Annotated in this window: 14 protein-coding genes; 4 read left to right on the forward strand and 10 right to left on the reverse strand. The window is 45.0% G+C overall.

The annotated features are described in order from the left end of the window. Nucleotides 1-255 precede the first annotated feature (255 nt). On the forward strand, nucleotides 256-849 hold the full coding sequence (locus DVY93_RS05395) for an SOUL family heme-binding protein (protein WP_230709648.1): 594 nt from the start codon (nucleotides 256-258) through the stop codon (nucleotides 847-849). Between the two features lie 56 nt (nucleotides 850-905). Here the strand turns inward: DVY93_RS05395 and asd are convergent, their stop codons facing one another. Continuing rightward, complete coding sequence (asd, locus tag DVY93_RS05400; RefSeq protein WP_230709650.1) at nucleotides 906-2,039, reverse strand: aspartate-semialdehyde dehydrogenase; 1,134 nt, start codon at nucleotides 2,037-2,039, stop codon at nucleotides 906-908. A 422-nt stretch (nucleotides 2,040-2,461) separates the two neighbouring features. On the opposite strand from asd, the gene DVY93_RS05405 reads away from it, so the two are divergent. Further along, nucleotides 2,462-3,592, forward strand: a complete 1,131-nt coding sequence (locus DVY93_RS05405) for an endonuclease/exonuclease/phosphatase family protein (protein WP_193005776.1) — start codon at nucleotides 2,462-2,464, stop codon at nucleotides 3,590-3,592. Between the two features lie 495 nt (nucleotides 3,593-4,087). Here the strand turns inward: DVY93_RS05405 and DVY93_RS05410 are convergent, their stop codons facing one another. Continuing rightward, the gene (locus DVY93_RS05410; RefSeq protein ID WP_193005777.1) at nucleotides 4,088-5,479 is read right to left on the reverse strand and encodes a peptidylprolyl isomerase; all 1,392 of its coding nucleotides are present in this window, start codon (nucleotides 5,477-5,479) and stop codon (nucleotides 4,088-4,090) included. A 179-nt stretch (nucleotides 5,480-5,658) separates the two neighbouring features. Continuing rightward, on the reverse strand, nucleotides 5,659-8,715 hold the full coding sequence (locus DVY93_RS05415) for an LPS-assembly protein LptD (RefSeq protein ID WP_230709651.1): 3,057 nt from the start codon (nucleotides 8,713-8,715) through the stop codon (nucleotides 5,659-5,661). A gap of 390 nt (nucleotides 8,716-9,105) precedes the next feature. Here DVY93_RS05415 and DVY93_RS05420 point away from each other — a divergent pair, with 390 nt between their 5' ends. Together DVY93_RS05420 and murU are read left to right on the forward strand one after the other, a co-directional pair. Further along, nucleotides 9,106-10,212, forward strand: a complete 1,107-nt coding sequence (locus DVY93_RS05420; RefSeq protein ID WP_230709652.1) for an aminoglycoside phosphotransferase family protein — start codon at nucleotides 9,106-9,108, stop codon at nucleotides 10,210-10,212. Between the two features lie 51 nt (nucleotides 10,213-10,263). Continuing rightward, on the forward strand, nucleotides 10,264-11,004 hold the full coding sequence (gene murU / locus DVY93_RS05425; RefSeq protein ID WP_230709653.1) for an N-acetylmuramate alpha-1-phosphate uridylyltransferase MurU: 741 nt from the start codon (nucleotides 10,264-10,266) through the stop codon (nucleotides 11,002-11,004). A 105-nt stretch (nucleotides 11,005-11,109) separates the two neighbouring features. Here murU and DVY93_RS12505 read toward each other — a convergent pair whose 3' ends face one another. From DVY93_RS12505 to DVY93_RS05455, 7 genes are all read right to left on the reverse strand, one after another. Further along, complete coding sequence (locus tag DVY93_RS12505; protein WP_404672111.1) at nucleotides 11,110-11,226, reverse strand: DUF2474 domain-containing protein; 117 nt, start codon at nucleotides 11,224-11,226, stop codon at nucleotides 11,110-11,112. 91 nt (nucleotides 11,227-11,317) lie between these two features. Further along, nucleotides 11,318-12,334 (reverse strand): cytochrome d ubiquinol oxidase subunit II, encoded by a 1,017-nt coding sequence (cydB, locus tag DVY93_RS05430; RefSeq protein ID WP_193005781.1) that lies wholly within the window; start codon nucleotides 12,332-12,334, stop codon nucleotides 11,318-11,320. After that, complete coding sequence (locus tag DVY93_RS05435) at nucleotides 12,334-13,830, reverse strand: cytochrome ubiquinol oxidase subunit I (RefSeq protein ID WP_193005782.1); 1,497 nt, start codon at nucleotides 13,828-13,830, stop codon at nucleotides 12,334-12,336. Before DVY93_RS05435 ends, cydB begins: the two co-directional genes overlap by 1 nt. A 525-nt stretch (nucleotides 13,831-14,355) precedes the next feature. After that, nucleotides 14,356-16,830: an esterase/lipase family protein gene (locus DVY93_RS05440; RefSeq protein WP_230709654.1), complete on the reverse strand. Its 2,475-nt coding sequence runs from the start codon at nucleotides 16,828-16,830 to the stop codon at nucleotides 14,356-14,358. Between the two features lie 261 nt (nucleotides 16,831-17,091). After that, a complete protein-coding gene (locus DVY93_RS05445; protein WP_230709656.1) occupies nucleotides 17,092-18,219 on the reverse strand; it encodes a hypothetical protein in 1,128 nt (375 codons plus the stop codon). Nucleotides 18,220-18,445: 226 nt separating this feature from the next. Then, nucleotides 18,446-19,084 (reverse strand): 2-polyprenyl-3-methyl-6-methoxy-1,4-benzoquinone monooxygenase, encoded by a 639-nt coding sequence (coq7, locus tag DVY93_RS05450; RefSeq protein ID WP_230709681.1) that lies wholly within the window; start codon nucleotides 19,082-19,084, stop codon nucleotides 18,446-18,448. A 172-nt stretch (nucleotides 19,085-19,256) separates the two neighbouring features. Beyond that, nucleotides 19,257-20,588, reverse strand: coding sequence for an MFS transporter (locus DVY93_RS05455; RefSeq protein WP_230709658.1), 1,332 nt, complete (start codon nucleotides 20,586-20,588; stop codon nucleotides 19,257-19,259). Nucleotides 20,589-20,731 lie beyond the last annotated feature (143 nt).

Genomic DNA, 20,731 nt, shown 5'->3' on the forward strand with positions numbered 1-20,731 from the left:
ATGAAAATAGCGCCAATTATAGCATTGTTAAGGTTTTTTTTGGATATGGATATTTAATCTCATTGATGAGCCTTATCCATATCACTCTGCTACAACCAAAAGATACAGACATGACGACAGGATAGTTGGTAAAGTATAAAACAGTTGGTGAACGATGACGAATCGCCAGACCATGCTTTTAGACGCTGGAGACACACTATGAAAAAGGCATCCTACTTATTACTAAGTGGTTTATTATTGACATCAGGAGGCGCTATGGCTACCGAAGAGCCAGACTATACGGTTTTGTCGCAAGAAGATGACTTTGAATTGCGGCGTTATGATGAGCAGCTGGTGGCGCAAACTTGGGTGACAGGGGATCAAAAAAGCGCTAGTCGTGAAGGGTTTAAAGTATTAGCGGACTATATTTTTGGTAACAATACAGCGCCTAGCGGGGAGAGTGGCAAGATTGCGATGACGGCGCCCGTTACGATGCAGCCTGATCCCAAAACAGACAGTAATGACTCTCAAAAAATTGCGATGACGGCACCAGTCAGTATGCAAAAAGCGGATGGTCAATGGCGCGTACAGTTTACGATGCCCAGTCACTACACAATGCAAACGCTGCCTAAACCAAACAATCCAAATGTTGAGATCGTGGAAGTGCCCCCACAAAATTACGGGGTCATCAAATTTTCAGGGTTGGCAGGCAGTCAAAAAGTAGCGACTAAAACGGAGGAGTTGCAGTCTTGGATGCAAGAGCGCAACTTAACCATAACGGGCGTACCTGAGTTGGCACGCTATAATCCGCCATGGACGCTACCTTTTATGCGTCGCAATGAAGTGATGATTGCGTATCAGCCAAAATAAAGCAAAAAAAAGACAGCATGGGCTGTCTTTTTTTTTGAGCTTTTAATATACGAGTATTAGTTTTTTTGCTCACGGATGATGTTAAGCATACGGCGCAATGGTTCTGCCGCGCCCCATAACAGCTGATCACCAACGGTAAACGCGCCCAGATATTCAGGTCCCATATTAAGCTTACGCAAGCGACCTAACGCAACCGTTAGCGTCCCTGTCACTGCCACTGGGGTTAAACGATTCATAGTCGCTTCTTTGTCATCTTCGACCAAATCTAACCACTCGTTGCCGCTGTTTTTAAGGGCAGCTTCGATCTCGTCTAATGGAATGTCTTTTTTTAGCTTGATGGTTAGACCTTGAGCGTGACAGCGCATCGCGCCAATGCGTACACACATGCCATCGATAGGAACCGTATTGGTTTGGTCATTACCAAGGATTTTATTGGTTTCAACGCCACCTTTCCATTCCTCTTTTGATTGCTTGTTTTCTAGCTGTGCGTCGATATAAGGAATCAAGCTACCAGCCAATGGCACACCAAAGTACTGTCTAGGAAAATCATTTGAGCGTTGAGCTTGGGCGATTTTTTTATCGATATCTAAGATAGCGCTTGCAGGATCAGCCAGCTCGTCTCGGACGGTGTCATGCAGCAGACCCATACCACTGATTAGCTCACGCATGTTGTTGGCACCAGAGCCACTTGCTGCTTGATACGTCATCGCGCTGACCCATTCCACCCAGCCTTTATTAAACAGCTCACCGATGGCCATTAGCATCAGAGATACCGTACAGTTACCACCGATGAAGTCTTTTTTACCGTTGGCGAGTGCGCTGTCAATGACGGTGCGATTGACTGGATCAAGGATGATGATGCTATCATCTTCCATGCGCAATGTGCTCGCCGCATCAATCCAGTAGCCATTCCAGCCACTATCACGCAATGGCTGATGAACTTTTGAGGTGTAATCGCCGCCTTGGCAAGTAATAATCACATCACAAGCTGCTAGTGCATCAATATCATGAGCGTCTTTTAACTGGCTGGTTTGAATACCATCAAAGCTTGGCGCATCCCCGCCTGCATTACTGGTCGAAAAAAATACAGGTGTAATACCGTCAAAGTCTTTTTCTTCAAGCATACGTTGTATCAATACTGACCCGACCATGCCGCGCCAGCCTACCAAGCCTACTGTTAAATTACTCATGAAATCTAATCCTATTTACAATTATTTATTGCATTGCCAGCCGATAACAATGCCGTGATTGGCCCTAAAAAGCAAGGCGTTTTGGCGATTTTTAGGCGTTTTTCATACACTATTAACTATGTTCATTATAACTTTTAGTTATTAACATAATGCTGATACTTCTATTGCTTGGGGACACACATGGTGTCTAAAAGCAAGAAGGCTAGTGTGCAATACTTACTATCGTAGATGCGACAAATTGTAACGTTTTATGGCACTTACCCCTTAATTGACACTCATTAGTAGGTGATAATCTCATGAAATGCTAAAGTAAGTACCTAACGTCAGCTCAATAAAAACCAAGCAAGACTTCACTATTGAACCAACACTGAACATCAACTCTAGGGTTCAATGACCATTTTAATAGACGGTTAATACATACTATGGATCTCTCACTATTATATTACAGCGTACAGTGGCTCGCAGGGCTCATCGCATTTGTGACGATTTGGGGCTGGATGCCACTTGATAACTGGTGGGTGCGCGGCGTTGAGTTTCCACGCATTCAGATAATGGTGCTTGGTGTCATTGCTTGGATTGGCATGTTGGCGTTTTGGCCAAATTGGCAGCTAGGTCAGTGGCTGCTGTTTATCGTATTGAGTGTCACTCTAGCGTTCCAGCTGAGAATGGTATTGCCTTATACCAAACTGTGGAAAAAAGAAGTACAAGAAGCAAAAGACACGCCAGAAGGAGCGTCGTATCAGCTCAAAATCATGGTCTCAAACGTTCTCACGCCCAATGATGAAACCCAAAAACTGGTCGATCTGGTTAAGCAAAAACAGCCTGATATTTTAATCACGCTAGAAAGTGATAAAAAATGGGAGAGGGCGCTGCATCAAATCGAACCTGACTATCCTTATACGGTAAAAGTACCACTGGATAATCTATATGGGATGCACTTGTATTCTAAGCTTGAGTTGATTGATCCTAAAGTTAAGTATTTGATGATCGATGACATACCTTCTATTCACACACAGTTACGCCTGCAAAGTGGTCGCGTGATTTGGTTGTATTGCTTGCATCCTATGCCACCAAGCCCCACGGAAGCGGATAAATCGACCACTCGCGATGCCGAGCTACTAATGGTGGGCAAACACATAAAAGAGAATGAGCAAACGGCCATATTGGCCGGTGACCTCAATGATGTGGCATGGTCAAAAACGACCAGGCGCTTTCAGCGAATATCAGGGTTGTTAGATCCACGTATTGGCCGGCATTTCATCAACACTTTTCATGCCAATTATCCATTTTTGCGCTGGGCATTGGATCATATTTTCCATAGTGCTTGCTTTACCGTGGTAGACATTCAACGTATGCCTTCTATCGGCTCCGACCATTTTCCTGTCATGACTACCTTACAATATGCCCCAGAAGAAGCGAGTCAACAAGAGCAAAACGCACCGACCGCGGCCGCAGAGGATAGCAAAGAGACAGAGAGTAAAATAGAAGAAGGTAAAAAAGAAGGAGAAAAAGTCTCAAAGGAGCACGCAGACGTGCAGAGAGGCTTGGGTTAACAGGGTGCTAACATGACCACCCATAGTGTCATTGAAAGCCCCGATAAGCACGTAAGCATATGCTTACGTGAAATAAGGTCTTTAGCCTCTAGTCGTATCAAGCGGATTGCACTAAAATACAATCATCAACACAAGGATACGCAAGGATGCAGTGTTGAGGCAGTAGTATAAAAGTTCAGGTCAGCCCGCTGTCTTATATACGCTACTGTTTGTGACTTAGGATGAGTCCACATGGAAGAGATAATAACAACAAGATGAAACGCCATAGCCCTGAACCAATCGCCCTAGGTTCGGGGCTTTTCTTTGTGTGTAAACTATTGATTTATAAGAGTGTGGGTTTAACGCATGGGCAGAAAGTACAAAAGCATACATTGATAACCGACGGTGAGTTATTTCTTTAGATCATAAATAAGAAGGGTACATGCCTTAGCACATACCCTTCTTAATAAAACACTATTAGCGATCATTTATCTTATCGATACACGGATAAATAGACTATCCAAGTACTTGGATATAAGCGCCCGCTCGTAGCTCTTGTAACCAGTCTTCTTTGGCTTGCGGTGCTAGGCGTTGATACAGTGTTTGGCGCGCCATGTTGCGACGATACTGGTCACTTACGTCTTGCTGACGTTTGCCTTCCACCTTTAAGATGTGCCAACCGAATTGGGTTTTGAAAGGGACAGAGTAATCACCAACCGCTGTGTTTTTCATCATGGCTTCAAATGGGCCAATCATATCTTCTTCGCTGACCCAATCAAGATCACCGCCGCGACCTGCTGACCCTGGATCGTCGGAATAAGTCGATGCCAAACCAGCAAAATCAGCACCGTTACGTAGTTGCTCATACAGATCATTGATTTTTTGTTCAGCAAGCGCATCCGTCTGTAATTCATCAACTTTAACCAAGATATGACGAGTATGCCACTGCGGTATGAGCATGGTGTCGCTGGATTTCTTGTCAGCAAGCTTAATGATGTCGATACCTTCAGGAGTCACTAGCGGTGCGCTGACAGCGCCAACATCAAGCTTGGTAATCTCACTCGATAGCTCTGTAGGGAGAGCCGCTGCTTTATGAAAGCCCATATCGCCCCCTTGTAGAGGGATAGGGTAGCTGCCTTGGCTGGCAGCAACAGCTTCAGCGACATTGATATTGGGGGCAAGCAGACGATCACGCAGCGCCTGTGCGACTTTCAGTGCTTCTTCACGCTGAGCGTCTGATAGGCGGCTGTAGTCATCCATGTAAGGAACCCGCACATGAATGGTTTGATACTCGCTTTGATTTAGGCGCTTGGCTTCAGGTGAGGCCAAAAACGCATCAATATCTTGTTCGCTAATGCGTACTCGATTGCTGATTTGGCGCTGTTGCAAGGCTTGAATGGCGGCATCTTCAATCAATTGAGTACGTAACGCAGCATAGCTACCGGGTTGTGCTGCGTCTAGACGTTGTTGTAACGCTGAGATGCTATTAAGTCCCTGTGTCTGGGCGATTTGAGCAAGGCGTTGATTAATAGCCGCTTCATCAGGATTCAGACCGACGCGTTTGACCATGGAGAGTTGCAGCTCGCGCAGGATGAGTGCGTTTAACACTTCAGACTGCAGTTGCGCTGAATTAGCCATGGGCTCACCCGCCGCTTGTGCTCGTGCTTGGGTTTGCTGGATAGCATTGATCAACTCGCTTTTTAAAATAGCGTTTTCATTGACCAAGGCAATAATGCCGTCTGTGCTATTAGCTGGTGTCAAACGATTAATGCTGCTTTGATCAGCAGGAGGCGTTGCTTGTACTGCTGCATTGATGGTAGCAGCTTGGGCACTTAATGTAAGCGCCAGACTGGCACTCATAGATAGCAATACAGCGCGGCTCGTTTGACGTAAAGAAAAAAATCTCATGATGCTCCTCATCAATGTCATCACATTGGATGGTAGTTGGTTAATGCTGTCTCACACACTTAATAGGCGAATGTTAGACAGCGTTATCCATAATAGGGTGGCAAACTGGGTGGTGAAAAATGTTATATCAGTATCTTATCTATGCAAACCATTTATTAATCTGGTAACCAGACAATGTATCAGTCTTTCCATGCTGTCTGGACAGGTTCAAAGCCCAAAACCTTATCAGTCAGTAAGCGTGTTAGGCGGCTGCTCCCACTACCAAGACCGTTTAATCTAATCTCTGCCATAATCGCTTGCGTTGGTTTGTCTTTGACGTTTAGGTCATTATAGTAACGACGTCCATAAACTGCAAAACCAAAACAGCAATCTTCATAATCAATGCCGACCAGAGAATCAAGCATTTTATCACGATTATAGTCATATTGACCTTGGGCCAATATACGCCAGCTATTATTGATAGGGAAGACTGCGGATGCTGTAAAAGCTGAGAGCGGCAACTGATTGGTGTTTTCATCACGTTGACGTTTCACGAAACCCACGTTAAACAAGCTATTGTCTGATGGCTGATAACGCAGCTCAGTCGTAATATAGTTTAAGTCATAGTCATTGGTCAGTGCACCACTGACATCAACCCAAAAGTTATTATAAGGCTGCGTGCTGGTATCCCAGACCATCCCTGAAGAAGAAGAACTAAAGACAGGTTGATCATTGTCAAGCGTGACACGGCCATCATCGATATAAAACTGCTCTGCTATGCTACCATCAAAACGTGTCACACCCGTTGCGTCGATGTAACGATAATTAATACCAGGAGTGATTGAATGCAAATCTTGCAAGCGATCATGGCCCAAGAACCAGCTGTCTGAAAACAGCTGCTCGTAGTTGATAGAGGCAATACGCGTGTTAAAGTTAGGGAGGTCGTTTTGGTTCTTATAGGGCGAATAGGTGTATTTTAAGCGCGGGCTAAGCAACTGATAGCCACCCATCGTGTCGTCAAAAGCACCAAAAGGGGACCCTGCTTGGTAAAAATTCAGTCCAGCATCGATACTGGCTTGCGGTACAAACACGGACTGACTGCCATCTTCGTCACTCAGCTGGTTGTCTGCTAAGCTGTCTTCATCATATGACGTATAAAGATGCTGTAAGCTTAGTTTGGGCTCAATATAACCCCAAGACTTCTCGATTGGATACGCAGCGCTGAGTTTGTTGTAAAGACGAACACCACTTTTTTCATTTTCAGAGCCATCATCGATGGATTTTTTAAAGTAAGCAGAATCACTGATGCCCGTGATATCAAAGTTTTTGGCCCAAGGCAGACGATAATCAAGTTTGAGCTGCGGCAATCGTGAATAAGGCTTGTCTTTATCTTTTAACGGCTGTCCATTATCGGTAAACGCATTTAAGGTTTGAAACGTTTCTACTTTTAATTCACCGTCAACATAATCATTATAATAATTCACGCGCGCACGGCGTGGTAAGTTGATGGTGCTATCTGATAAGCCTAACGTATCGAAATCGTTCAGATAGTCTGCGTCTGATACGTAGCTGTATTTGGCATCACCGCTTAACCGTGGAATGCTATTAGATGACCAATAATGATCATAAAAGAAACTGGTGCGATCTTCGTCATTATACTCTTTATCATTTGGCAGGTATGAGCCATTAAAAATACCCTCACCATAATTTTCGGTTAGGTAGCGAAACTCACCTGAGAGCATAGGGTTACGATCAGTGTAAATATGGGTGTTGAGCGTGGCATCATAATTGGGGGCTAAATTGAAATAATAAGGTACATCAAGTTCGACGCCGCTTTCACTACTGAAACTGGCATTCGGTAATAAAAAGCCACTACTACGACGACTGTCAATCGGGAAGTTAAAATACGGCAGATAAAACACGGGCACATCAGCGATACGGAAGGTTGTATTATAGGCTTCGCCGCGACCCGTCTCGGTATTCAAATCAATACTTTTGGCATCAAACTGCCACTTGCGATTGGTGGGCGGACAGGTGCTAAACATCACCTGGTCTAACTCATACTGACTGTCATTAGGACGGTTTAAGCGCTTGGCATAGCCGTGTGCTTGCAACTCCACACTAGCAAAGGCCACGTCATTAGCCGTTGATTGCCCCGTCTCCGTATTATACGCTAAGCTATCTGCGACACCGATAAGGCCGCCTTGTGATGCCTGAGCAGCTAAGCTGGCTTGAGGATTATTTAGCAAGCTGCTTCGTGGTACTTGCTGTCCTGTCGCTTGGTCAGTAAACATGACGTTGCCTTGAGCAGCAGCCACACTGTTGCTCAAATCTAGTACGATTTTTTCTGCTTCTATACGCTGGGTACCTTGATTAAGAATCACGTTACCTGATAGTTCAGCGTAGTCAACATTGTCGTAATAACCGTAGTCTGATTCGGTAAACAACGGCGCTTGACTGTTTGGGATGTTCGTCAGGTTAGGGGCTGGCTGGCCATTAGCTACGCCAGCCTCATTTACAGCGCGCTGGTAGTTAGGGTTGCTCTTTGGATACACCCATTGGCCTTCGCAGCGTTGAGCGCTATCCACAGCATTCGGTAATAACTGTAAGTTGCTACCCACTTTTGGGATGGTTGTCGATGTAGACGTTAGTGCATTTTGAATGCCGTCTTCTTCAGTGCTTATTGTTCCATCCGTATTACTTAACGGTGGCGTGTCAGTATCTGGTGTCAGCTCGTAAAACTCTGCCAAACGCATCAGACTGTCTTGAATACTTTCATCATTAACATTAAGATCACTACGATCTACAAGAGGATCTACAACAGGCTCAGGGGTAATCGTCTCACTGACTCGTGTCACGTTACGGCTTTGTTTATCATCCCTCGCGTTTGAAGCGGATACAAAATCGTCATGATCGCTATCATTGATAGCCGTAACTTCTAGAGAAGGGTTGTCAATATTACTGTCAGTATGATTATCAAAGTCACTAGCTAAAGAGTGGTTATCAGTCGTAGCACCAGCGTCCGCCTGTTGATACTTATTATTCTGAACATCGCCCTTATGATTACGACTGTTTTGATAGCGAATGTCACTAATGTCACTATAGTTACTATCTACGGTAACACTGCTGTCAGTGACTAGCGGCTCCGTTGGCTGTATGTCGGTGTCATTGATGGCAGCACTGACCGTTAGACTTGATAAGCCTAAGGCACCAAATAAAATCAAGCGGATGCTTTGGTAAAGCGGAGAATATAACAAGGGCACACCTATGATTGCAGAGCCTATTGGATTGCGTTACTGAGTTTAGTCGCCATACTATTGAGTCATATTGAATAGTACATAACCGGCTAAAAGACTACTCATTGCTCATGTAATTTTAAGAATTTGGGCATTTTACATATAATGACGACTAATCATAGTCAAAAAAAACCAAATCAGCTACACTATTTACCAAAATTTATAATGTAGCCAAGCTGTTTTTTAAATGGGTGCTAAAATTGTGCATAGCACTACGTGTATTGAATGATAACTCAATACGACTATGTATAGCAGCAACTGTGGCGCAGACGTCACTATTTTAGCAAGTATTTGCTCGACTTATCACTACTTTACTCGTTTCTGACTTATATCTAACCTATGATGCCTTTTATGACTGATCACAAAACTTTAGAGCCGAACATGACTGAAACCAGTAGCAATAATCGCTTACAGCAGTTAGAAAACTGGTTACAGCAAGTATTTACAGAGCAAGCATTTAATCTAGATAGCTTGCCTGGGGACGCGAGCGCCCGTCAATATCACCGTCTCCAGTTATTAGGAGAGAGTGATACGGGAGAATCGCGTTATATTGTCATGGATTCTGCTGACGAGCAAGACGCCTTGCGCCAGTTTATCAATATCGCCAAATTGATGGCACCAGCAATCAATGTGCCGACGCTCATCGCACAAGATGTGACAAAGGGCTTTTTAGTATTACAGGATTTTGGCACGGTAGAATTTGCCCATTTGCTCGTTAATGCGACGCCTGCCCAAATTAATACGTACTATCAGTTGGCAATGCAGACATTGGTGGCGCTACAGAGCGTCCCAATTGAGATGGCAAAATCCCAGCACCAATTGCCAGATTATGATAGCGCGTTATTGGAACGTGAAATGGATTTATTTAGTGACTGGTTTATACCTTACGTTGGTGCCGCACTTGATAAAACGTTGTGGTCCAATGTAAAGTCGGCCCTAATAAAAGAGATCTTGTTACAGCCACAAGTCATCGTTCACCGGGATTATCACAGTCGCAATCTCATGCAAGATCAAGCGGATAATGCGCGCTTAGGTGTGATTGACTTTCAAGATGCCGTCGTAGGATCCTATACTTATGACTTGGTGTCATTGGTGCGTGATGCTTACGTTGAATGTCCAGAGAGTCAAATATCTGAGTGGATCAACGATTTTTGGCAACTGCAACAGCAGGCAGGATTAACCACAGCGAAAAGCGCTGAGCAGCTTGAGAACGATGTGAATGTGATGGGTGTACAGCGTCATTTAAAAGTATTGGGGATTTTTATTCGCTTGTCCCAACGTGATGGCAAAGACCGCTATTTGGCCGATATTCCCAAAGTGATGCGTGATTTGCTGACTGAGTTAGACTGGCTTGCGGATAAGGGTAGTGATGAGATAAAACAAGCGGTGGTCCCTTTTAATCAATGGCTACAAGATAGCGTGCTACCTAATTATAAAGATAAATTCGCCGTAGTATAAATACGCATGAGTTAGGCTAAAAGCTTACGTCATATATTAAAAGGAGCATGCATGTCAACGTCTACACCTAAGATTACGCAAGCAATGATTTTGGCTGCGGGCAAGGGTACGCGTCTGCGTCCGTTAACACTTGAGACCCCAAAGCCTTTGGTCGAAGTCGGTGGACAACCGCTGATTGTTTGGCACATCAAAGCGTTACAGGCGGCTGGTATCACTGATATTGCCATTAATGCGTCATGGCTGGCTGATAAATTAATGGACACATTGGGAGATGGTGCGAAGTACGGCGTCACACTGCATTGGTCGGTTGAAGAGGATGAACCACTTGAGACAGCAGGCGGTATTTTCCAAGCATTACAAACAGGCAAGCTACGAGACGAGCCATTCATTCTCGTTAACTCTGATGTGTGGACGACTTATGACTTCACCCAACTGCGAGACTATAGGCTGAGTGCGGATCAGCGTGCGCATTTATTATTGATTGATAATCCTGCGCATAATGATGGTGGTGATTTTGCTATTAATAACGGTCTCGCCAGTGAGCAGCCAATTGGCGAGGCAGACAAATTTACCTTTGCTGGTATCAGTGTGATGTCACCTCGACTGGTTGATGGGTTGGTGTCAGGTCAACCAGCAGCGTTGGCCCCACTTCTTAAGCAAGCGATGATAAAGTTTCAAATTACCGCTGAGGTTATCACTGATAACTGGATAGATGTCGGTACGCCTGAGCGCTTAACGCAAGTGAACGCGTTTATAGAGAGTCATGGCGCCAACAATCATCTCGGATCGTAAGTGCAATAAAGACTTTAAAAGTAGCTTGTAAGAAACAGCCTCACATAAAAAAAGCAGCGTTGATTATTCAACGCTGCTTTTTTTATATGAGACGAGAGGTGGTCACTAAACGCCCATGGCGAGTTTGATTAACTGCGCAATCGTAAAAACCACCAAAAATCCTGCCACATACAAGCCAATAAACCACAACCACTGTGATTGTTTTTTACTAAGCTTCTTCATGAAAACCTCCTGATTGGCTTACGTATTGTGACTACCTTAAATGAATCATGGTAGCCACTTTTTGGCTGATCCGTTGTGCTGCTATGAGCGATTAATACATGGGTTTGTGATCAGATTTACCTTTGAATGTATAGTAGGCAAAAGCGGTATAACTCAAAATAATCGGTAGCATGATACCGGCGCCAATCAACATAAAGGACAGGGAGGTATCCGCAGCAGCTGCCTCATAAATCGTCATTTGATACGGTACAATATAAGGGAACATAGCAAAACAAACGCCGATATAACCCATCAAAAACAACGCAACAGTCAATAAGAAAGGGCGATACTCACGCTCTGTTTTTAAGTCTTTACGCATCAAGAAAAACAGCAGTACAACGATAATGGGCATAGGCGCAAGATACAACAGACTCGGGAAGCTAAACCAGTCTTCGAGTGCATTGATGTCTGAGAAATACATAAATCCTGTGACGATGATCATTGCCACTACTAAAGCCAGTAACATCCAGCCTGAGACTTTGCGTGCCCAAACTTGTAAAGTGTGTTCGGTTTTTATGATGAGCCACGTAGAGCCAAGTAACGCGTAACCAATGATCAAGGCAAAGCCGCAAACAATAGGGAAAGGTGACAACCAGTCGAATGGCCCACCAGTGTAAAGACGGTTGCTTGCTTCAAGACCTTGAACTAGCGCTCCAAGCATAATACCTTGGGAAAAAGTAGCAATGACTGAACCCACAAAAAAGAAAGTGTCCCATACGTGTCGACGTGAAGAGGCTTTAAAACGGAACTCAAACGCCACGCCGCGCATGATAAGACCGAACAGCATGGCGGTCACGGGTAAGTAGAGGCCCGTCATAATAATGCCATAAGCGACTGGGAAGGCTGCGAACAGACCGCCGCCGCCAAGTACCAACCAAGTCTCGTTACCATCCCAAAACGGGGCAATAGAGTTCATCATCCGGCTACGGTTTTTATCTGAACCTGCAAACGGAAATAAAATACCACAACCCAAATCAAAGCCGTCAAGTAGTACATAAATGAAGACAGAGAGGGCGATAAGGCCGCCCCAAATCAAAGGTAAGTCTAATACATCACCGTAGTTAAACATTAGCGTAACCCTCCATCATCAACATCATTAGCAGGAGTGTCTATATCTTTTTTTGTACTCTCTCCCGGGCTACTATCACCACTGAGTGCGCGCCCCTGACTTTCTGTCACTGTATGATCATAATAATGATCTTCATCCGGATCTTCGTAAGGCTTAGGTCCTTGTGCGATGAGGCGCAAAATATAAAAGCTGCCAGCGCCAAACACGAAAATATACAACACAATAAAGCCGATGAGCGTCGTGGCAACTTGCTGTGCGGCGAGCGGTGACATACTTTCAGCGGTACGAATCACACCATAAACGGTATAAGGCTGCCGTCCTGTCTCAGTCACAAACCAGCCCGCCAATAACGCGATAAAACCAAGCGGTGTCATCATCATCCACGCGCGGTGAAACCAGACACTGTCAGGATTGAACTGTTGTTTTTTAAAATACTTATAGAGACTGAATAAACCCACCAGTACCATCAACATACCGATACCAACCATAATACGGAACGCCCAAAAGACAATAATAACTGGGGGTTGATCCTCGGGTGCCCAATTTTTAAGACCTTTTACCTCGCCATCTAGTGAATGGGTTAAGATCAATCCGGACACGTAGGGAATGCTAACTTCGTATTTATTGGTTTGGTTTTCTTGGTCAGGGATCGCGAATAAGCGTAGCGCAGCACCGCGTTCATCCTCCCAAATGCCTTCCATCGCTGCCACTTTAGCTGGTTGATGCTCTAAGGTATTTAGACCATGCTCATCGCCAATTAATACTTGAGCAGGTGCTACAAATATGGCCATGATCATCGCCATGCCTAGCATCACCCGGCCATGCTGCCGGTGCTCGGTATGTTTTTTAGACTGAATGTAATACGCACCGATGCCACCAATAACAAAAGCGGTGGTCAAGAACGCTGCTGTCATCATATGAGCATAGCGGTAAGGGAAGGAAGGGTTGAAGATAATCTCAAGCCAATTGGTGGGATAGAGCAGTCCGTCTGCGCCTATCATAAAGCCCTGCGGCGTTTGCATAAAACTGTTGGCTGATAAAATCCAAAAACCTGAAATCAGCGTGCCAATGGCGACAATGGCTGTTGAGGCAAAATGCATGCGTTTGCTGACCCGTCCCCAACCAAACAGCATGATACCTAAGAACGACGCTTCTAAGAAAAAGGCGGTTAATACTTCATAAGCCAGTAGTGGGCCTAAGACGTTACCTGCTTTATCAGAGAAGACGGCCCAGTTGGTACCGAACTGGTAAGACATGACCACGCCCGATACTACGCCTAAGCCGAACACCACGGCAAATATTTTTACCCACTGTTTATAAACTTCAGCGTAAATAGGCTTACCCGTTCTTAACCAACGGAATTCAAGCACCGTGAGCCAACTGGCAAGACCGATAGAAAAAGCGGGAAAGACAATATGAAATGAGATCACAAAAGCGAATTGGATACGCGCTAGCATCAGCGCATCAAGCTGGTCAATCATAAACGTAGCGAACATAAACGGTTACCCTTATCTGTTAGCTGAATAGCGCTGGCTTCCATAAAACGCTTAATGAACTGTCCGTAATGACCCACAAAGGCAAGAGACCATCGTTACGGACAATAGCTTAGTGTTAAATAGCCAGCGACATTGGAGATAAAGTGCGGCTACGCTAACGACTGTTTAGCTGGATTGAATAACTTATATCCTTATAAATTAATATATTATTGTCATTACTATAAGCGTATTATGCGCCTCCCTTGATACGCACGCAAGCCGCTCAACGGCTCAGTCACATATCTGGTCGTGACTTAAATAGGCTAAAAGCCCCTCAGAAGCTTGAATTAATAGTAGGGAAAACCGACCTTTTATTCAATGGGTATTGGAGTGCTTTAACGGGATTACAACGTAACGGCTAAGCGTCGCTGGTGAACCGTTTTAGTAACGGCTTTTACTTAGTGAGCAGAGTAGCCCGCTTTTTCCCCTTTTTAGAGTGTAACCCAATTAGTATGTAACCCAATTAGTATGTGACCCAAGCGCACCTTACTCCTGTAATTGCTGATGTAAAATTCGACGTAAGGTCAGAATCGTTTGCGGATTGGTTTGAATACTATGACCACCGTTAATAACCGTCTCAGAAGCAGCTCCGTCAAGATGGGCGCTAGTATAAGGGACGATACCGTCTGATAACCGTTCCGTCAGCGCTTGGCTAATATTCTCATCAACCGTCACAGCAGCGATCAGGGGTTTAGCGGGAATTTTTGGTGTGTCTGAGGTGTCGCTTGTATTGGTAGTCTCTTTTTTATCTTCTTCTGTGGCTTGCGATAAGTCAATTTTTGCACCACTAGGCTGTAGTTGGGCCAGTCCTTTAGTGATATCAGCATCGTTATTGGCGATAATCGAATGATAGGTAATGCGTTCATTGATGGTGATGTCTTTCGTCAACTGTATAAAAGAAGACTTGTCGCTTAGTTGGCTGGCGCCATTTTGTAAGTATAGCGCCCCCAATGGGTTTTGCGCCAAATCGCCTTGGGTGGCAATCGTTGCTAAGTTATCAGTGACCGTCTTAACCAAGCCGACTGGCAAGTACACAATGCGGCGCAGTGCGCGTGTGAACCAGCGGTCTGCATAGTCAGTGCCACGAAAGGGGGCAGACAAAAAGACAGCTGTATCTACTTGCGGTAGCGCTTTTAATTCGAAACGCTCTTTTAGCTGTTCTTCGGCAAACGTTTCTTTAAGCGCGTCCCGAATCCTACGTTTTTCACTACTAGAAAATAGGGGTTGATCATCGAGCTTATCGAAGTCCTCGACCAAGTTGTCATCGGACAGCATCATACGAGCAATGATAGCGCCCATACTATGACTGACAATCACGCTGTTTTTGCTAGCGCGGTTTTGTCCGTTGGGGTCAGTTTGCTGGTAAGTGCTGTTAATCAAGCGTTGAATTTGATAACGGTTTTCTAAAATAGGTAAATTGGTTGGATAAAATATTTGCCAAACTTGATAGTTCTCCCGCAATTTATCATCATTAAGAATATCGTTGGTCAAATTGACCCAAGTTGCGGGACTAGAGGCCAAGCCATGCAGCATAATGATGACACGCTTATTGGGGTCATAGGGTTCAAGCATAAACAATTTGGGCAGCCTTTCCTCTGGCTGGCGCGTGATTAAATTCAAATAACCCACGCCATCTAGCTGGTTCTCTGACAGCCACAAACCGTAACCTGCGGAAAAGTTAGCGGCTAATGGGTAGTCATTATTTAGGATGCGCACACTTTCACTTTGATAGGGGTTATACAGATGGACATCGAGTTGACGACTGCTCAGGACATCCAGCACACTATCGCCGCTTGGTTGAATAAGACCAGTCAATAGCAAGTGCCCAGTAGGATAGATGCGTGAACTTGGCTTGCTCTCGTCTGTGCTGGCTTTATTTTTTTCACTGTTTAATCGACCTGACAATGACGATATCAATAACTGGCGGATGGTGGTGGTGTAGCGGTCGTCTAATGAGGCGACCAAACTGAGACCCAAGCCTGGTCGTTTACTGATGGAGTTAAGCCCAGAGAGACGCAGCTCGTAAGTCGATACCAAATCTGCCAACGCAGAGGTTTGCTTACGTGCATTTTGCAGGTAGTTGTTTTCGTTTGGCAAATAAATACCGAGATTATAATCGTCGACTTGTACCTTCATGACTTTGACTTGGTCGGTCGGCTGGCCTTTTTGCGGTGAACGATTGGCAATAGCCGCTTGATTATTATTGTCAACGCTGGCGGCTGTGGGGGGTAGATATTCTACTTTTGTGCCACCCATTAATTTATTTGATCCATTGGTTGATCTATAAAGCTGGGTAATAATGTCATTGCTGGCGGCATTATAAACATCTTGGGTTTGAATATCGTTATCGGTTGGGATGCGGTTTTGCGTGTGAGAGTCGCTATGGTGCTGGTCAGCCCCCTCAAAATCATGGTCCAAGCTGTCATAGAACAAATAGGTATAGCTGGATTTGACAGCATCAAACAACCGTTCTTGATAATCGGTTAAGCAACGACTGGTGTTTTCTTGCTGCGTTTTAGCCGCGCTGTCACTCAGTGGCGCATTGGCGTAATAAGGGTCAATTGGGGGACGGGCAAGCGCATTGCGGCAGTTTTCCGAGTCAGCAAGCTGGCGGGCTTTTGCATAATGCAATTCTGCAAAAATCGCGAGTGCAGGTCGATAGTGTTTATTCAGCATACTGTCCGTAAGCTGAGTCAAGCATAAGTCAAATTGCTGCATACAGGCTTGCTCATTGAGCCCTGCTGATAGCAGTGCTGACGCAGTATCGCTGCTAAGCTTATTTTCTGTGACGATGTTGCCGCGCTGGGCACTAATGGTCTTCGCAGAAGCCTGTTTATTGACTGAGACGGTACTACAAGCAGTCAGTAACGCTGTCGCTACTATCAACGCGACTAAAAGGATAGACGGGGTTTTTTGATGGGTGGGCGTTACCACACGTTTGATAGAGCTAGCGAAGGTCATAGGTCAGTCCAGTAAACGGTAGTCATGATGGTATGATTCATTAAATGAGCGAGGACAAGAATGAGTGTAGCGTAACTTTCAATATTAGACTATGTTATTTAACTGAGTCGACGAAGCGTTGTTATCCAGCAGCTTTTAACCGTCTTGTAGCAGACGCAAAAAAGCGCCGCCTTTTTATATTGAAATGTGATCAACATAAAACGACGGCGCTCACCTTTACGTTTGAGCTATCTACCACTCACTATTATTAATAAGTAAGCATTAGACAGTGGGTTTGACGTTGATGTTAGGAGCGGGGATATCCCAAATATAGAATTTGCCCTCTTCGATGAGTTTGATTTGTTGACGAATAGTGTCATTGTTCGGATTTTTTTCTTCAAGGCGACGCAGGCGCTCTAGTGCGTTATCGCGACGATCACTTAACAAATCTGACTGAGCCAAGCTTTGCTCGGCTTCTGTGTAGCCTAGAGATACCGCACGATCTAAGTACTTTTGGCCTTCTTTAAAGCCGCCGCCTTCTGACAACATCATGCCATATAAAAAGTTGGCTTCAGCACTATCGGGTTGAATCTTGATGGCGCGGTCAACATACTTTCCGCCGCGTACCGTATAGTCTGAACCCAAATCTAGGTTACGTCCCATGCCATTAAGCTTGGCGGCACGAAGTAACACGTCATAAGAGGCGTTTGGCGACTGCGCATAAGGTTCAATCCACTCCGCCAACACTTTGATTTTTTCACGTGTGTAGTGCCGCTGAGAGCGGTTAGGGAAGTTTGGTGGATAGTGGCGGGCATTAGGGGACACATCTTTGATGAAGTCATCAAGAAGGCTCACATCCAGCTTATCGGTGCCAAGTCCTTTTTGCTGCGGGATCAGTACCGTTGGCACAAAGCTCACGTCTGACAGTTGCACTTGCGGCGTTGGGATATTTGTAAGCTGTCCGCTGCGCAAATCAATGCCAGCCGCCGTCATTGGACCGGGTTCATAGACACGAGTCGTCCCTGTCAATTCAGGGGTCGCGGCAGTGGGTGCAACTGCCTGTGGCTGCGCCGTACTCATAGAGGTACGGGTCGGCTGACCACTGCTTTGTGGCGCATTGCTTTGTTGAGGGTTGGCGCTTGCGGCATTAACTTGTGAGTTTGATTGTGACATTGCTGGCGTGTTTGTTTGCCCCGTACTAACAGCAGTGTTGGGTTGAGCCAGGCGAATCACCCGCTTGCTTGAGTCTATGGCACTCGGGACAGATGTCGCTGTAGTATCAGTTTGAGCAGCATTGACAGGCGTTGATAGTAGCATGGCACACGCTGTCGTAAGTGCTGTCAGAGTTGCCAGCTTAGGCGCCTTAGTAGACAAGCTGCTAGAGCGTATCGATTGGGTAGTGGCTTTCATAAAAATCGTTACCTTATTTAATCGTTATTTAGTAATTGACGGGTAATGCGGTGATGTCTATGGTGCAAAATCGTACAAATTTTTAATACCCTAGCAAATTAAGCTTAATGCCATCAGTAGTAGGATTGTTAATAGGAAACCTTAAGCAAAGTTATGAGTCTCAACAGTATGAATAACGCAGCTAACATAATGGCTATGACAAAACTCACTACTGCAAAATCAGCCATTATAAATGGTAAGCGGTGGCCTTCATGCGGTTGGCCATCCAGCGCATGGTCTGACGGACAGGTGGTGACAATGCGGCACCGCCACTTGCAAGTGCCAGCTCACGATGATGCAATTCTTCCACGTCCATTTGCGCCAGTATTTCTTTTGAGCGTTGATCGTGTTCAGGTAGCTGTTTGATGTGATCTTGCAAATGCTCGCTGACCTGTGCTTCTGTCTCTGCAACGAATCCCAAACTAAATTCATTAGAGATAGCACCCGCTACCGCACCTAGGCCAAAGGACATGCCATACCATAAAGGCGTAAAGACACTGGCGTGGCTGCCAAGCTCATCTAAACGCGTCTCACACCACACCAAATGATCGACTTCTTCTTCGGCGGATTGTTGCATGGCTTGCTTAACGCCATTGTCCTTGGCAGCAAATGCCTGCCCATGATAGAGGCCTTGCGCACATACTTCGCCAGTGTGATTGATCCGCATCAAACCTGCGACATGACGCGCCTGCGTAATGGTAAGCTCAGGAATCTCGTCACTAGTCACGGGAAGGGGACGAGTGCTGGGGTTTGAATGTGGCACGACAGCTCGTAATGCCTTATCGACCCCAAGCAACAATTGGTCGATTTTGGATAAAGGACGCAGGGCCATAATTCACTCCTGATGGGGTTGGGTACGCTTAATAAAATAAGGATAGAGACTACTGCAAGGCAATTATTGTCATTGCCTCACACACATTACTATAGCAAATAATCTAAATTGTCAGCACCAATATTCGTGGCTCAATGGCGCACTTTTAGCTATTTAACTATTTAAACTATGGAACGATGTCGTCATGCGTTTGCATAACGGCATTTTTAACATGTTTATGGAGCTTGGTATATAAAAAAGCGCCAAAGGCGAGATTGAGCACGCCTGTGACTAAAAATAGCTGTGGTAGGGTTAACCCTAACGTATTTAGCACAACAATGGCAAAAATCGCTGAGGTGACCATAAATATCGCATTGAAAATGTTATTGGCACCAACGATGCGGGCGCGATGGCTCCTAGGCGCATACGCCTGCATAGAGGCATACAAAGGCACAATGTACAAACCGCCACTAAATCCCAAAAAGAACAAGTCAGCAAAAACACGCCAGCTACTATTCATCGCAAACAGCTCACCGACACCGAGTAGTGTGGCATTATTTACGTCAATATTGAGACCTGATAGGGAAAAATACAAATCAATCGCAAAGATGCTCAATCCTGCAATACCAAAAGGTAGTAGACGTAGGCTGACTTGGTTTTTGGTCAATGATTTACACAACAAAGAGCCAATTGATACGCCAACAGAAAATAAAGTCAGTAGAAAAATAACCACTGACTCATCACCATGTAAGATGACCTTGCTAAATTCAGGCGTTTGCGTCAAAAACGTCGCGCCATAAAACCAAAACCAGCTATTGCCAAGGATGACAAAGAATAAAAAAGGCAGGGAGTACAAGTAGCGTATGGTAGTAAGACTGGTGGTGATGATATTCCAGTTGATTTTTAGGTGAGGCTGCACCGCTGGCATCATAGGAATATAACGCGCCGCTAAATAGCCCAAAACCGCGATGATCAACACAGTCGCACTAATCCAATATAGTGATTGCGACAACTGGGTTAAAACACCTGCGATGATCATCCCAAGGAGGATGGCGAGGGAGGTGCCCATTTGAAACAAACCATTCGCTCCAACCAGCTCGTCTTCTTTCATGGCTTGCGGCAAGTAAGCATATTTAATCGGACCGAAAAAGGTTGAGTGCGTACCCATTAAAAACAGTGCTACAAATAATAGTCCATACCATTCAAAGACGAAGCCAACAGCGGCGATTGCCATAATGATTAGTTCAAGCAACTTGATAAACTGTGTTAGCTTCGATTTTTCAAACTTATCAGCAATTTGACCTGCTAATGCCGAAAACAAAAAATAGGGCAATATGAACAACATCGCAGCTAAGTTGTTTAAAATGCTGACCTCCATACCCAGCTGACTGGCAGCAGTGTAAGTCAACACCAAAATGAGTGCTTGCTTAAAAACGTTGTCATTAAACGCACCCAAAAACTGGGTAAAAAACATGGCACTAAAACGGCGGTGCTTAAATAACTGAAACTGGTTGGCCATGAAAATTCCTACAGATGAGTGGCGGCTGGTAGCGTAAAGAAGAGCGCCTAGTACGGCTGTTAAGGTAAAGTGAATTATCAACAGTATCAAAAACTTATCGAAATATAACGTAGGTTTTATCACTGTTAAGCCGTATAATAGCA

The organism is Psychrobacter sp. CCUG 69069 (assembly GCF_021023115.1).
Lineage (GTDB): Bacteria > Pseudomonadota > Gammaproteobacteria > Pseudomonadales > Moraxellaceae > Psychrobacter > Psychrobacter namhaensis.